A 13,768-nucleotide genomic window follows, 5' to 3' on the forward strand; every position below is an offset into this window, starting at 1 on the left:
ATTAGGAGGTGTGTGCCGTGTCTGTATTAACGACAGAAAGGCTAATCCTTAGGCAGCTGGAAGAAGGCGATGCCGATGAATTGGAACGATTAATTAATGATTATGACGTAGCTCGCACAACGTTAAATATCCCTTATCCTTATCCGAAGGGCGGAGCTCTTTCATTCATTCGCCATCGAGCCGAGGTTTTACGGGATGGTGCTGGCTACTCGTTTGGCATCATTAACAAAGAAACCAATGGATTTATGGGAACCATCGGCATGCAGCTCGACAATCATAATAACAGAGCCGAGCTTGGCTACTGGCTGGGTAAACCCTTTTGGAACCAAGGCTTTGTTACGGAGGGCGTAAAACGAATTACTGCTTTTGGCTTTGATGAGCTTAAGCTTCATAAAATTCATGCAGCTGCTATGACCAAAAATCCCGCTTCGTCCAGCGTAATGAAAAAAGCAGGGATGAAATACGAAGGTACCCTTCGTCAGCATTACTTGAAGTGGGATGCGTATGAGGACATCGACTATTACGGTATTTTGCGCGAGGAATATTTGAAGCTCTCTTAATTATATAAGTTGATCTAAACATTTACTTGTTGGGAAAACCCACCTTTTAAGGAAAATACTGCATATCTGAGGGGGCGCCACGCCCCCTTCAACATAACTATGCTTTCTTCCGCTGCCGCGTATAAATGTCCACATACACCGCTAGAATGAGAATGCCTCCTTTTACGATATATTGCCAGAACGACTCCAGATTCATCAAGCTCATCCCATTGTCCAAGCTAGCCATCACCAGTGCGCCAATAATCGCGCCAACGATGCTGCCCGTCCCGCCCATTAAGCTCGTTCCGCCAATGACGCATGCCGCTATCGCATCAAGCTCATAGTTTTGTCCTGCGCTCATCGTCGCCGCATTCAAGCGGGCAGTCAAGACAAGCGCAGCAATCGCTGCCAATGTGTTGCAAAGTACAAACACGAGCAGGATGCGCCGCTTAATGTTAATGCCGGATAGACGAGCTGCCTCAGCATTGCCCCCGATTGCGAAGATTTGCCTGCCGAACGTCGTATTTTTCGATATGAATGTGAAAATAAGTGCCAGTACGATCACCATTACGAATGGAACGGGGATGCCTTTATAGCTGTTCATTAAATAAACGAAACCAATAACGAGCGCCCCAATGACACCAAGCCGCAGTACGCTTACCGCAAACGGTTCCACATCGAAGCCAAATTTAGCTCTAGCTGCCCGCTTGCGCATGACCAAATAACCAGCAACTGCTAATGCGGCTATCCCAAAAATCCAACCGATCATATCTCCTACATAAGACTGTCCTATCGCCTTCACAGAAGGTGTCAGCGGTGCGATCGTAACGCTGCCTGTCGTTCCGAATAACACGCCTCGAAAAATAAGCATACCGCCCAAGGTGACAATAAACGCCGGAACTGCTCGATAAGCGATAATCCAGCCCTGTATAAATCCAATAGCCGCACCTATTCCGAGCGTGGCAATAATAACTGGAATCAAATTCCACTCATACCATACGTTCAGAATGGCCGCGATACCGCCCGTCAGCCCGACTAGCGAGCCTACCGACAAATCGATTTGACCAGCAACGATGACCAGCACCATGCCAATAGCCAAAATCGAAGTGACTGACATTTGCAAAAATAAATTCGAAATATTCGTCGGAGACAAGAAGCGGTCATGCAGCAGTGAAAATAATACCCAGATCGACAATAAGGCACCGATCATCGTGTACGCCCGCGCATCAAACTTAAACCAGTTCGGTCGTCGCTTCGCTTTTGTTTGGTTCAATAGCGTCTCTTGATTCATGCTCATCTTCCTTTTCCTCCCGTTGCAGCCGTCATAATCAGCTCCTGCGTTGCTTCATCCGCTGTAAATTCACCTGTTTGCTTGCCTTCCGCAATGACGATAATTCTATGGCTCATGCCGAGCAGCTCTGGAAGCTCGGAGGATACCATAATAATGGAAACTCCCTGCGTAATTAATTCGTTCATAATATTGTAAATTTCAAATTTGGCCCCAACATCAATACCGCGAGTAGGTTCATCCAATATTAATATTTTGGGAACGGTCATCAGCCATTTGCCAAGCACTACCTTCTGCTGGTTGCCCCCGCTTAACGTGCCAACTATCGTCTCTACCGAATTTGCTTTCACACGAAGCGAGTGCAAATATTGATTGCCTGCGGCGATTTCCGCATTGTGATTAAGAACACCCGCAGAGGATAACGAGCCTAGGCTGGCAAGACTCATATTGCTCTTAATATCCATGCCGAGCACTAGTCCGTATTTTTTACGGTCCTCCGATACGAGCGCCATGCCCGCCTTAATCGCTTGCTGCGTATTTTTGATCCTGACTGCCTTTCCTTCAATCTCGACTTTTCCCATGCTCTCACCTGGATAAGAGCCGAACAAACTCATGACTAGCTCTGTACGCCCAGCCCCCATTAAACCCGCGATGCCTAGAATTTCACCCTTTCGCAGCTCAAAGCTCAGATTGTCGATGACCCGCCTTCCCTGCCGCTCTGGATTCATCACCGAATAGTTCTGAACCTTCAGCATAACCCCGCCCGGAGTTGAATCGATGCGGGGAAACCGCTCCTTAAGCTCCCGTCCCACCATAAGCGCGATGATTTTATCCTCATTCATCTCTTCAATCGCATAGGTACCAACGGTCTGGCCATCCCTCAGCACCGTAACGGTGTCTGCGATTGCAAAAACCTCATTGAGCTTATGGGAAATATAAATGCAGGTCACGCCCCGCTTCTTGAACTCTTGCAAAATCCCCAGCAGGATCTCGACCTCCTGCTCCGTCAAAGCCGCAGTCGGCTCGTCTAAAATAAGAATGTTAGCCCTCTTGGACAATGCCTTGGCAATCTCAATTTGCTGCTGCTTGCCAATGCCAAGGCCGCCGATCACCTGCTCCGGATTAACATCGTGCAGACCGACCTCCTTCAGCCAACGCTCACTTTCCTTGAACACACGCTCCCAGTTAATAACGCCGAAAACAGCTGGCTCTTTGCCCAAAAATAAGTTTTCGCCAATGGACAGCTCTTTAACCAAAGCAAGCTCCTGATAGATGATGGCGATGCCTGCTTCCTCTGCATCCTTTATTTTATTGAACCGTTTTTCTTCCCCGTTAATGAGAATCTGACCTTCATAGGTACCATGCGGATACAATCCGCTAAGCACCTTCATCAGTGTCGATTTACCCGCACCATTCTCACCGCATAACGCGTGCACCTCGCCTTTTTTCACTGAAAAGGTTACTTCATCAAGCGCCTTAACGCCTGGAAATTGCTTCGTTATTTTGCGCATTTCTAATGCTGCCGCCATCTTGCCTCCACCTCCGAATATAAGAAAGAGAGGGATGAGCGTCAGAGTGCCCGTCGCTTCATCCCCCTAGCGCCCCATCAAAAGCAGCTATTTCACGTTTTTGTAAACATCTTCCTTGGAGTGGAAGCCATCCGCTATGACCGTCGCATCGATGTTCGATTTATCTACGGCTACTGGATCAAGCAAAACAGAGGGTACATCGATCTTGCCATTGTTCACTGATTTATCCGCTCCAACATCCTCGCCCTTAGCAAGCTTTACAGCAAGCTCCGCAGCTTTCTCGGCCAAATCCTTGATCGGCTTATACACGGTCATGACTTGTGTGCCTTCAACGATGCGCTGTGCTGCTGCAAGCTCCGCATCCTGACCGGATACCGGTATTTTACCAGCCATTCCTTGTGCTGCAAGCGCCTGAATTACTCCACCTGCTGTACCATCATTCGCTGCAACTACCGCATCCACTTTATTGTCGTTTGCCGTAAGTGCATTCTCCATATTCGCTAATGCATTCGCAGGATTCCAATCCTTCGTCCATTGATCGAATACGACTTGAATGTCACCGCTGTCAATAAGCGGCTGCAAAATATTAAAGGCGCCTTTCTTGAATAAATGCGCGTTATTGTCCGTTTCCGAGCCGCCGATGTAAACAAATTTACCTTTAGGAGCTAGCTTAACAATCGCTTCCGCCTGCATTTCTCCTACCTTCTCGTTATCAAAGGAAATGTATAAATCCAAATCAGAGTTTTTAATTAAGCGGTCATAAGCAAGTACTTTAATGCCAGCTGCATGAGCCTTTTCTACAATTGCAGCCGTTGCTTCCGCATTATGAGGAACGACAACAAGAACATCCACACCTTGGCTAATCAGGTTCTCTGCCTGCGAAATTTGCTTCGCATCATCACTGTTGGCTGCCTGTACTTCAACCTTCGCGCCTAGCGCCTCCGCTGCTGCAATGAACAAGTCACGATCACGCTGCCAGCGTTCCTCCTGCAGTGTATCCAGCGAGAAGCCGATGACCAGCTGTTCATCGCCTGACTTTACGTTGCTCTTTGTTGCAGTCGATCCCTTCGTATTCGATTTAGAAGCCCCTTCATTCCCGTTGCCTCCTGAGCAAGCCGCCAACACGAGCACTAACGCCAATACTAACGATATAGCCCCGCCTCTTTTAAATCTTTTCCTCATTTTCCCCGCTCCCTCATCTCACAAAATGTAACTGCTTACATTTTCAAATATAGCATTTAAATGGAAGAGCGAAGTCGTGCAATTCCAGCACTCTTTTGCGATCGTCTGCATTTTTTTACGACGGACAGCCTCCTTTATCTTTTGCTGCCAATAATCGATCTGCGATAATCGGTAGGCGACGCCCCCGATACCTTCTTAAACACCTTACTGAAGTAATTCGGATCGTTATAACCCACCTCAAACGTAATTTCCTTGAAGCTGCGCTCCGGGTCCGCCATCAGCTGCTTTGCCTTCTCAATTCTGCACTCGGTAAGAAAATCGATATAATTAATGCCTTCCTGATCCTTGAACATTTTGCTCATATAGAACGGACTGAGGCCGATCCGCTTCGCCATCAGCTCCAGTGAAATATCCTGATCGGAATTTGCGATAATATATTGCTTCATTTGCGCAACCGCATCGGGCTGCACACTTTCCTGATGAGCCTTGACTCGCTCGATAAGCTTGCTGAGCAAGCATTCTGTTTCTGCACGAAGCTGCTGATACTGCCTCACTTGAAACGAAAATAGCGGCTTCTCTACCTCGATTCCCATTTCCATTGCAACACGGGCAATAATCCACAGTCGCTCCAGCACCCACTGCCCCGCCTCAGCCAATGCCGCATGACGTTGATCGCAGACTGCAATTAGATCCATAACGGTATTCCGAACCTCATCCCATTTCCCTAAACGGATAATATCAATGAATTGCTTCTCGGCTGCTCTGTCCTGATAACCGCCGAGGCTTGTCGCCTGCAGCTGCATCTCCCCATAAAATTGATGCTTCACAGGTTGATCAACGTTTGCTGTCGCGAGCAAAGCCTCCTGATACGAAAACCTAACATTATCCAGACCCGTATAGGTATCCCCAATGCCTATGAAGAAATCGCCGGCTCCAAGGCGCTGCAGCAGCAATGTCTGAACTAGCGATACCGCTTGCGAGCGATACGTTTTTCCGGCCTCCCGGAAAATAATGATTGGAATTTGCCTGCCGGACATCGCGCCGACCCAGCCGCCTCCCGTCTCTCTCAGCTTCGCTTTAAGAGCGCAGTAAAGCACATCGGCTGCGGCTTCTTTAGGCAATACAACGAGCATAACAAACGCTTCGCTTGTAGCATCACCGCCAAGCAGGCGCAGCATATCATCAATATGCACATCATGGACATGGTCGAACAGCAGTTGAGTGACAACATCGGATTCTATGAGCGGCATCACCTTGCGCAGAGCTGTCTCCTCATATAGATGCTGCTCCCTCAGCCTTCTTTCGAGCATGATCTCGTCGATTACTTTGCCAATCGTTGCTGCAATTTCGCTTGCCTTGCTCGGCTTGAGCAAATAGTCCTTAACCCCAAGCTTAATTGCCTTTCTTGCATAATCGAAAGAATCGTATGCGGTAACCATAATGAATTTGGCATCCGGCAAAAACACCGAAATTTGCTCAATCGCCTCTATACCGTTTACGCCAGGCATTTTAATATCCATGAGAATAAGATCCGGCTGCCATTCGTTAGCAATTTCAATCGCCCTAGCACCATTTCTAGCTTGTTTATACTCGCAGGCAGGAAATCCTTTTTGCAAAATAGCCTGCAGCCCTTCGCGCTCAACCTGCTCATCATCTACGATTAATATTTTTAGCATGACTACTCATTCTCCCCTGATGCTCGGAATTTTTATCGTGACCTTCGTACCGTGTCCAGGCGCGCTGACAATGTCAATGACATCATCGTCACCAACGAATAAACGCAGCCTCTTAACGACGTTGCTGAATCCTATCCCTGTTGAATGTCCCAAGCCGTCAGCATTGCCGCCCTCCAGCAAAATATGATTGGCCTTCTCTGCCGTCATCCCTGCGCCGTCATCTTCAATCTCAATCTGAACCCAATCGTCCTTCTCGTAAATGCGAAGCATAATCGAACCACCATCTACAAGCGGCTCAACCGCATGAATAACTGCATTTTCTATAATGGGCTGAAGCGTTAAGCATGGCAGCTTAATTTGCAAACAGCTTTCGTCTACCTCTTGCGTGAATCTAAGCCGATCCGTAAAGCGGGCGCTCTGAATTTCGATATATTTTAAAGCGACGGACAGCTCCTCTTCAAGGGTAACTGCCCGGTCCAAGCGGCGGAGATTATAGCGAAGCAAGCCCGCAACACTAGCGATCAAATCGCTCGTTTCCTCGGAGCCGTCCAGATATGCTTTTTTGGAGAGAGTATCTAAGGTGTTAAATAAGAAGTGGGGGTTTATCTGGCTTTGCAAGCTAATGAGCTGGCTCTCCTTAAGGAGAAGCTTGCTCTGCTGCAGCTCACTTTCAAGCTGTGCCTTCTGTTGAATCTCGGAAATCAGATTGTTAATATTTACGCGCATGCGGTCAAAGGTCTTCGCGAGGAATGAAATTTCATCATTGGAGTGTACTTCAATTGGCTTATCGAAACGGCCGCGAGACAGCTCCTTAGCGGCAATGGTAAGTTTATAGATAGGTCTTGTAATGCTAAGAGAAAACCAATACGTAAATAACAGCAAAATAATTGTAATTAACGAGAGCAACCATACGCCCAGCCGCTTCAGCTCTGTGCTTTGCTCAATAATGCCGCGGTAAAACGTATCATAGGTTCGAACCTCTTTGTCGATAAGCGTAATGGTCGTCTCGGCGATATATTTATCAATTCGGGTGGCCTCTTCAAATCTCTCCGCCGATTGATCGGTATTACCCTGCTCTAGAAACATGACCGACAAGTCTGCTGTCGCCACCAAGCTATCAATCATATTAATATAGCTCGCAAGTGTAAAAGCGTTGTCCCTGTTGCGCAGCGTCACAGAATGCAGCTTCGCTATCATCATGCTTTCCTTCGTTTGAGCAAGCTTATCGAGCTTAAGAGCCGATGGCTTCTGCAAGTAGTCATTTAGAGCAATAATCGTCTGATGGCTGCGATCCGTTACTTCATTCATGCGCAAATAACGCTGCAATATATCATTATACTGCTCTTGCGTTTTCTGATTGTAATAGGTGAGAACCACCCAAATCGTCACCATAATAAACAGCACGATAACCGACATCGTTAATATTTTCCGCTGAATACTGTTCATCTAACATCCTCCGCCCGAAGGACTCTAATGTCTGTAAAATAACCGTCCGGGTTCAGCGGAACCAGCTCTCCGGTCAGCCACTTGATCATGTAGGCAACGCTTTTCTCTCCCATCGCACTCGGAGATTGAGCAATTAAAGCGTCGATCTTGCCTTGCTGCATAAGCGTCAGCGTTTCTGGAGAATCATCGAAGGAATAGATGAAGAATGGATCTACTTGCATCCGTTTTCCAATTTCCTGAATAATTGAACCTGCATGATTCGCCGAAACCGCAATAAAGGCATCCGCATCCGGCACTTCATTTAACAGCTTAGTCGTTGCGCCCGCCACATCCACACGCGATTCTCCTGCCGCAACGATGATCGTCTCAATATCCTTATAGGGATTCAGTACATTTAATATGCCTGTCAGACGAGAGCGCTGGAAATGCTCCTGACGATCCGAGACCATTAATACCACCTTGCCAACAAAGCCCATGTCAGACACAAGCTGCCGAGCAATCATGCTGCCTGCTTCTAGATGATCGGAGCCAACATACGTTCGGCGCAAACTTTCATTCATTGGCACATCATTGGCAACGGTAATAATAGGAATGCCGCCGCTTGCTGCTTTTACTTTAGTCAAGCTTTTGAACTCGTCTGTATCCAGCCCCTGCACGATGATGCCATCTACCTTGGAAGCGATCGCAATCTCAATATTTTTCAGAAAATCATCCCGGTTCGTTCCGTAAGTCCCCCATACCTCGAGGCTGACACCGTAGCTCTCGGCTGCAGCCATCGCGCCTTGCTCTACCTTCGCCCAAAAAGGGGTATCAAGCTCACGTGTAATGAGCACTAGGCGATAGGTGTTATGCTGCTCCACTGTTAATGCGGGCTCAATCAGCTCTGAGGAAAACACTTTAATCATTGAGGTCAATGTAAAAAACAAAATGACTAAACAACCTGCAAATAAGCTAACTATGATCGTTTTACGCAACCTAATTGCCTCCTGCCAACAAAATAGAACATTAATGATAGCGTTTTCATTTTAAAATATGCTTCTTCATCATAACATCCCATTTTCATTCGCGTAAAGTTTTCTCATAGGTTGCAAAATACCAAGGTGAAACGGCTCTCGCCGTCCTTATGGCGGTGGCGCGTTTCATTCCGGAGAAATATAGGCGGAGTATAAATATGAAACTTATACTTTCCTATATTTAGAAAAAGACTGCCCGCGGTATTAAACCGATAGACAGCCTTTATGCTTCTAATACTGATTATTTTTCAACTTATCTAGTTGGAATACTTTAGCTTTCTTTCTCCGGTTCTTAGATTGGACGTGCTAGCTCGATGGGTTCAGCGCTATAGGAAGAGGCTACGTTGCAGTTTGTACAACGTAATCGACGTTTCTAGCCTAACTAAGGCACGTACACTGTAGTTTGTGCAATAGAATGCCTATTCTAGGGCGATATTCGTTGGTTAGGAGCTAATTCTACTGCATAATTGCAATGTAGCCGTCTGAAACAGCTCTCATGGGAGGTTTCCATTGTACTAATTGCAGTGTAGACGCAGCCTTAACTAGCTGTCGTTAATAACGCCCTTCTTCAGAATAAGATTGGCGTAAAGCGCACTTTCTCCTGTTGCGATGACGGCATATGCTTGTTTCGCTCGCTCGTAAAAGGCAAATCGTTCTACTTCTTCGAAAGGCTTGATCAGACCGGTACGCTGCTCGATAATGGAACGATACTGCTCCCATATCGGCGTTTGCACATCGTCGCCAGGAACGACCTGCATGAGTGCAGCTGGCTTCTCAACATATTGATCAAGTGGAAATAATTTTAAAATAGCATCCAGCAGTTCAGGCACATCATGTCCATCCGCGCGAATGAGGCGCTGCGCATGGCTGGCAGCTGGAAAGTTGCCATCTGCAAGAACGATTTCATCGCTATGCCCCATCTCACTAAGCACCTTAAGCAGCTCTGGGGAAATCAATTTTGAAATGCCGATTAGCATACTAGACTCTTCCTTTCCTAAATCTAGCTTTATTCCATAGTTAGGCTCTCAAACGCTTTATACGCTATATTCCATGCTTCAGAGTGTTCCGGTGCATATTCCTCGATCGGAAACGAGGCGGCAACAAGCTCGCGCGACTCCTGCAAATTAGCGCACTCTCCCAGCGCGACGAGCTGCATGAGCATGTTGCCGATCGCGCTCGCTTCTACCGGACCTGTCCAAACAAAGCGACCAATCGCATTCGCCGTTAGCTGGCAAAGCAGCTTGTTCTGAATGCCGCCGCCAACCATATGCAGTCCGCTGAACGACTGCTCCGTCAATTCCTCCATTTGAGTAAGCGCATGACGATATCGAAGTGCTAGACTCTCCAATATACAGCGGGCGATTTCCCCAACCGACTCTGGAACTGGCTGTGACGTTTGGCGACAGTAGGCTTTAATACGGCCTATCATGCCGGATGGCGCATAAAAGGAAGGATCATCAGGATGAATGAAGCTGCGGAACGGCTCTGCGCTTTGTGCTTGAACAACGATTTCCGCAAACGAAAGCTTGCTGCCCTGCTCATCCCACTCCCGCTTGCACTCCTGCAAAATCCACAGCCCCATTATGTTTTTGAGCAGCTGATAGGTTCCACCGACCCCGCCCTCGTTAGAAAAATCCAGCGCCTGAGCCTCTGGTGTAACAATCGGGTGCTCAAGCTCGGTACCGAGCAGCGACCACGTCCCACATACGAGATAAGCAAATGGCAGATCCCCCTTCGCAGGAACAGCGGCAACTGCAGACTCTGTATCATGCGTACCGACTGCAACCGCAGCCATTGGCGAAGCATCCAGTTCCGCACAAATGTCGGGCGATAAGGTGCCGAAGATCGTACCCGGATGAATCGGCTCCATAAACAGCTGGCTCGGAATGCCGAGCTGATCCATTAGCGCTGTATTCCACTGCTGCTCCTTTGGGTGGTACAGCTGCGTCGTCGTAGCCATTGTAAATTCGCATACCTTCTCGCCTGTCAGGAAATACGCCAGCAGATCAGGTGTAAGCAGCAGCGTGCTAGCCACATCGAGCTTAGGCGAATTCGCCTTTTTCATCGCATACAGCTGATTGATCGTATTAAAGGGCATGAACTGCAAGCCGCCCTGCTCATACAAGCGATCTTTGCCGATCAGCTCGCTAAGCTCTTCTACGATCCCTTCTGTTTGGGAATCGCGATAATGATAAGGATTGCCGAGCAGCTCTCCACTCGCATCGAGCAATCCAAAGTCTACGCCCCAGGTATCAATACCAAAAGCCTGAGGAGCAAAGCCTTCTTGAAAGGCTTTGCGAATAGCAGTCTTTAGCTCCTGCAGCAACCTTAAAATGTCCCAGTGCAAATGACCTCGCACTGCTATCGGTTCATTTGGAAAACGATGAATTTCGGTTACCTTCAGCTGTTTCCGTCCGCTTGCCTCATCAGGCAGCAGCTCGCCGATTAACGCTCTGCCGCTGCTGGCGCCTAGATCAAATGCGAGCACAGTCGCAAGCTTCGTCATGCTTAGATCCTCCTTGCTTGATGACTGACGTATGCCTTGCGGCGACAGCCAATTACTTCATCTTTTGCAGCAATTCAATGCGGTACGCTTCGCTTTCAAGCGATGCGATTTCTTCAAACTCTTCCTTTGTCAGCACCTTAGGCTCGCGAATGGCTTTGGCGATCAAATATATTTTCGTGCTTTCCTCTACGACCTCGGTCCGGTAATAGGCTTCACGCAAATTGCGCCCGGATGTTACTAAGCCGTGGTTGCCAAGCAGCACTGAGCTCGCTTCATTCACCTTTGCTACATAAGCATCAGCAAGCTTATCTGTCGTTGGAAGAACATACGGAACGTAAACCGTTTTACCCACGAGTGCCGCTTGGTCCGGGAACATGATGGGAAGCTCCTGCTCCACTAATGTAAAAGCGATACAATAAGGCGGATGCGTGTGAACGATCGCCCCAATATCTGGATTCGCGCGGTATGCATAAAGATGCATCAGCACCTCAGACGATGGACGAAGACCAATATCGGTAATTTCTCCAGAATCGATGTCTACCTCGACCCATTGATGCGGTTCCACCTCATCAAGCGCGAAGCCGCTTGGCGAAAGGTACATTTTACCCTCGAATTTAGCGCTTATATTACCGCCTGGTCCTACAACCAGCTTATTTGCTACTGTTTTGCGCGCATATTTGCATAGCTCATTACGAATGTCTGCACTGCTCATTGTGATGCCTCCAATTTATTTATAGATGGGTCCAAAATTTTGACAAGCCCGGTAATCCGCGCTTTCCGCATTCGCTGTGCCGAACAAGCCCCATGCTCTTGGACGGAAAATTTGCTCTTCAGGAACATTGTGCATATTAACCGGAATACGAAGCATCGATGCGAGCGTAATCAAATCAGCTCCGATATGCCCATAGCTGATCGAGCCGTGATTCGCCCCCCAATTGTCCATAACCTCATAAACGGAGTGGAAAGCGCCCTCGCCTGTCAGTGTTGGAGCAAACCAAGTGGTCGGCCAAGTTGGGTCTGTGCGGTTGTCCAGCGTGTCATGCACGTCCTGCGGCAAATCAACGGAATAGCCTTCGGCAATTTGAAGCACTGGACCGATTCCTTTCACAAGGTTAATCCGAGACATCGTCATCGGCATACCGCCGCGCGTCAAGTAATCAGAGGAATAGCCGCCGCCGCGGAAATATTCTACGGAAGCCGGACGCCAAGATGTGGCATCCAGACATTTCTGTGCTTCTTCGTCTGTAATTTCCCAGAAAGGCTTCATCGCAGGCTGACCGTCCTTCGACTGCTCGCCCGTACCGTCCATCGTTGCAGAACCTGAGTTAATGAGATGAAGGATGCCCTTCTCAGCTGCGCCCGTCAGCTTATGTCCGGTAACACGCTCCACCGATTCAGCGCTCCAGTATGTGCGTACATCTGCGAAAATTTGTGCTGTATTCGTTAGCAAGTAACCAAACAGCATGATCACGCCGTTCAAGCTGTCATTTTCCGTTGCCACGATATACGGAGCACGTTTGCCGTTCCAATCGTAGGAGGAGTTCAGCACCGTTTCCATGAAATCGCCATTTGGAAAATGATCCGTCCATTGCCGCTGGCCTTGGAATCCGGCTACGATAGCGTTGTGGCCTCCCGCTTCTTCACCAAAGCCAAGCTCAGCAAGCCTTGGGTTGCCAACCATGAGATCCCTGGCGATTTGAGTCATTTTCACAACCGTTTCCCAGTCCGCATCCTTCTGCTCTCTTGAGGTCTGGAGATGTGCAGCATTGTTATCCGGACCTTCGATGCAGTTCTCCTTCACCCACGTAAGCGCTTTCTCGAACTCTGCGCCATCATAAATTCCTTCTTCCATACGGCGTACAAACTCGCTCATATCAATATATTCCGTACGCATGCCGAGATACTCCTGGAAAAAGGCATCGTTTACGATCGATCCCGCAATCCCCATAGAAACCGAGCCCATCGACAAATATGATTTGCCGCGCATATAAGCAACTGCAAGACCCGCTCTCGCAAATCCAATCAGCTTATCTTTCACATCAAATGGAATCGAGGTATCGCCGGAATCCTGAACATGCTCGCCATAAATACCAAATGCAGGAAGCCCCTTTTGCGCATAACCGGACAAAACTGCGGCCAAATACACAGCACCAGGACGCTCTGTTCCGTTAAATCCCCATACCGCCTTAGGAACGGAAGGGTCCATATCCATCGTCTCGGTTCCGTAGCACCAGCACGGTGTTACGGTTATCGATACCCCTACTCCGGCTTTGACAAATTTATCTGCACAAGCTGCTGCTTCAGACACACCACCAATACAAGTATCTGCGATTACACACTCGACAGGCTCGCCATTTGGATAACGTAAATTTTCCGACAATAGCTTTGCGGTTGCGATAGCCATGTTCATCGTCTGTTCCTCTAACGACTCGCGAACGCCTTTTCTTCTGCCGTCAATCGTAGGACGAATTCCGATCTTTGGAAAGCTGCTTTGGAAACGCAAATTTGTATCCGTCATGAATAAAACCTCCATTAAGTTATAATAATGTTACCGATAACATCAAAATAACAATAAAAAAGGTTGCTGTC

At 48.1% G+C, this 13,768-nt stretch carries 11 protein-coding genes; 1 reads left to right on the plus strand and 10 read right to left on the minus strand.

The features are described from left to right. The first annotated feature begins 17 nt into the window (after positions 1–17). On the plus strand, positions 18–560 hold the full coding sequence (locus MHI37_RS20165) for a GNAT family N-acetyltransferase (protein ID WP_076337723.1): 543 nt from the start codon (positions 18–20) through the stop codon (positions 558–560). 97 nt (positions 561–657) lie between these two features. Here MHI37_RS20165 and MHI37_RS20170 read toward each other — a convergent pair whose 3' ends face one another. The 10 genes from MHI37_RS20170 to MHI37_RS20215 form a co-directional block, all read right to left on the minus strand. Further along, entirely contained in the window at positions 658–1,830 is a 1,173-nt protein-coding gene (locus tag MHI37_RS20170) for a sugar ABC transporter permease (RefSeq protein WP_076337745.1), read from the minus strand. A 2-nt stretch (positions 1,831–1,832) separates the two neighbouring features. Next, positions 1,833–3,356, minus strand: a complete 1,524-nt coding sequence (locus tag MHI37_RS20175; RefSeq protein ID WP_076337724.1) for a xylose ABC transporter ATP-binding protein — start codon at positions 3,354–3,356, stop codon at positions 1,833–1,835. 87 nt (positions 3,357–3,443) lie between these two features. Beyond that, positions 3,444–4,538: a D-xylose ABC transporter substrate-binding protein gene (xylF, locus tag MHI37_RS20180; protein WP_076337725.1), complete on the minus strand. Its 1,095-nt coding sequence runs from the start codon at positions 4,536–4,538 to the stop codon at positions 3,444–3,446. A gap of 134 nt (positions 4,539–4,672) precedes the next feature. After that, complete coding sequence (locus MHI37_RS20185; RefSeq protein WP_076337726.1) at positions 4,673–6,214, minus strand: response regulator; 1,542 nt, start codon at positions 6,212–6,214, stop codon at positions 4,673–4,675. Between the two features lie 6 nt (positions 6,215–6,220). Continuing rightward, entirely contained in the window at positions 6,221–7,660 is a 1,440-nt protein-coding gene (locus tag MHI37_RS20190) for a histidine kinase (RefSeq protein WP_076337727.1), read from the minus strand. Beyond that, positions 7,657–8,634 carry a substrate-binding domain-containing protein gene (locus MHI37_RS20195; RefSeq protein ID WP_076337728.1) on the minus strand — a complete coding sequence of 326 codons (978 nt, stop codon included), beginning with the start codon at positions 8,632–8,634 and terminating at the stop codon, positions 7,657–7,659. Before MHI37_RS20195 ends, MHI37_RS20190 begins: the two co-directional genes overlap by 4 nt. A 581-nt stretch (positions 8,635–9,215) precedes the next feature. Beyond that, a complete protein-coding gene (gene fucU / locus MHI37_RS20200; protein ID WP_076337729.1) occupies positions 9,216–9,650 on the minus strand; it encodes an L-fucose mutarotase in 435 nt (144 codons plus the stop codon). Between the two features lie 29 nt (positions 9,651–9,679). Next, a complete protein-coding gene (locus tag MHI37_RS20205; protein WP_076337730.1) occupies positions 9,680–11,179 on the minus strand; it encodes a rhamnulokinase family protein in 1,500 nt (499 codons plus the stop codon). A 52-nt stretch (positions 11,180–11,231) separates the two neighbouring features. Further along, positions 11,232–11,891, minus strand: coding sequence for a class II aldolase/adducin family protein (locus MHI37_RS20210; RefSeq protein WP_076337731.1), 660 nt, complete (start codon positions 11,889–11,891; stop codon positions 11,232–11,234). Positions 11,892–11,906: 15 nt separating this feature from the next. After that, positions 11,907–13,697, minus strand: a complete 1,791-nt coding sequence (locus MHI37_RS20215) for an L-fucose isomerase (protein WP_076337732.1) — start codon at positions 13,695–13,697, stop codon at positions 11,907–11,909. Positions 13,698–13,768 lie beyond the last annotated feature (71 nt).

It is taken from the genome of Paenibacillus sp. FSL H8-0548 (assembly GCF_038630985.1).
GTDB lineage: Bacteria > Bacillota > Bacilli > Paenibacillales > Paenibacillaceae > Pristimantibacillus.

Excerpts from the sequence above, each read along its gene's own strand:
- MHI37_RS20170 (WP_076337745.1), bottom strand. The coding sequence starts at position 1,830 with ATGAATCAAGAGACGCTATTGAACCAAACAAAAGCGAAGCGACGACCG.
- MHI37_RS20190 (WP_076337727.1), bottom strand. The coding sequence starts at position 7,660 with ATGAACAGTATTCAGCGGAAAATATTAACGATGTCGGTTATCGTGCTG.
- xylF (WP_076337725.1), bottom strand. The coding sequence starts at position 4,538 with ATGAGGAAAAGATTTAAAAGAGGCGGGGCTATATCGTTAGTATTGGCG.
- MHI37_RS20215 (WP_076337732.1), bottom strand. The coding sequence starts at position 13,697 with ATGACGGATACAAATTTGCGTTTCCAAAGCAGCTTTCCAAAGATCGGA.
- fucU (WP_076337729.1), bottom strand. The coding sequence starts at position 9,650 with ATGCTAATCGGCATTTCAAAATTGATTTCCCCAGAGCTGCTTAAGGTG.
- MHI37_RS20185 (WP_076337726.1), bottom strand. The coding sequence starts at position 6,214 with ATGCTAAAAATATTAATCGTAGATGATGAGCAGGTTGAGCGCGAAGGG.
- MHI37_RS20205 (WP_076337730.1), bottom strand. The coding sequence starts at position 11,179 with ATGACGAAGCTTGCGACTGTGCTCGCATTTGATCTAGGCGCCAGCAGC.
- MHI37_RS20210 (WP_076337731.1), bottom strand. The coding sequence starts at position 11,891 with ATGAGCAGTGCAGACATTCGTAATGAGCTATGCAAATATGCGCGCAAA.
- MHI37_RS20175 (WP_076337724.1), bottom strand. The coding sequence starts at position 3,356 with ATGGCGGCAGCATTAGAAATGCGCAAAATAACGAAGCAATTTCCAGGC.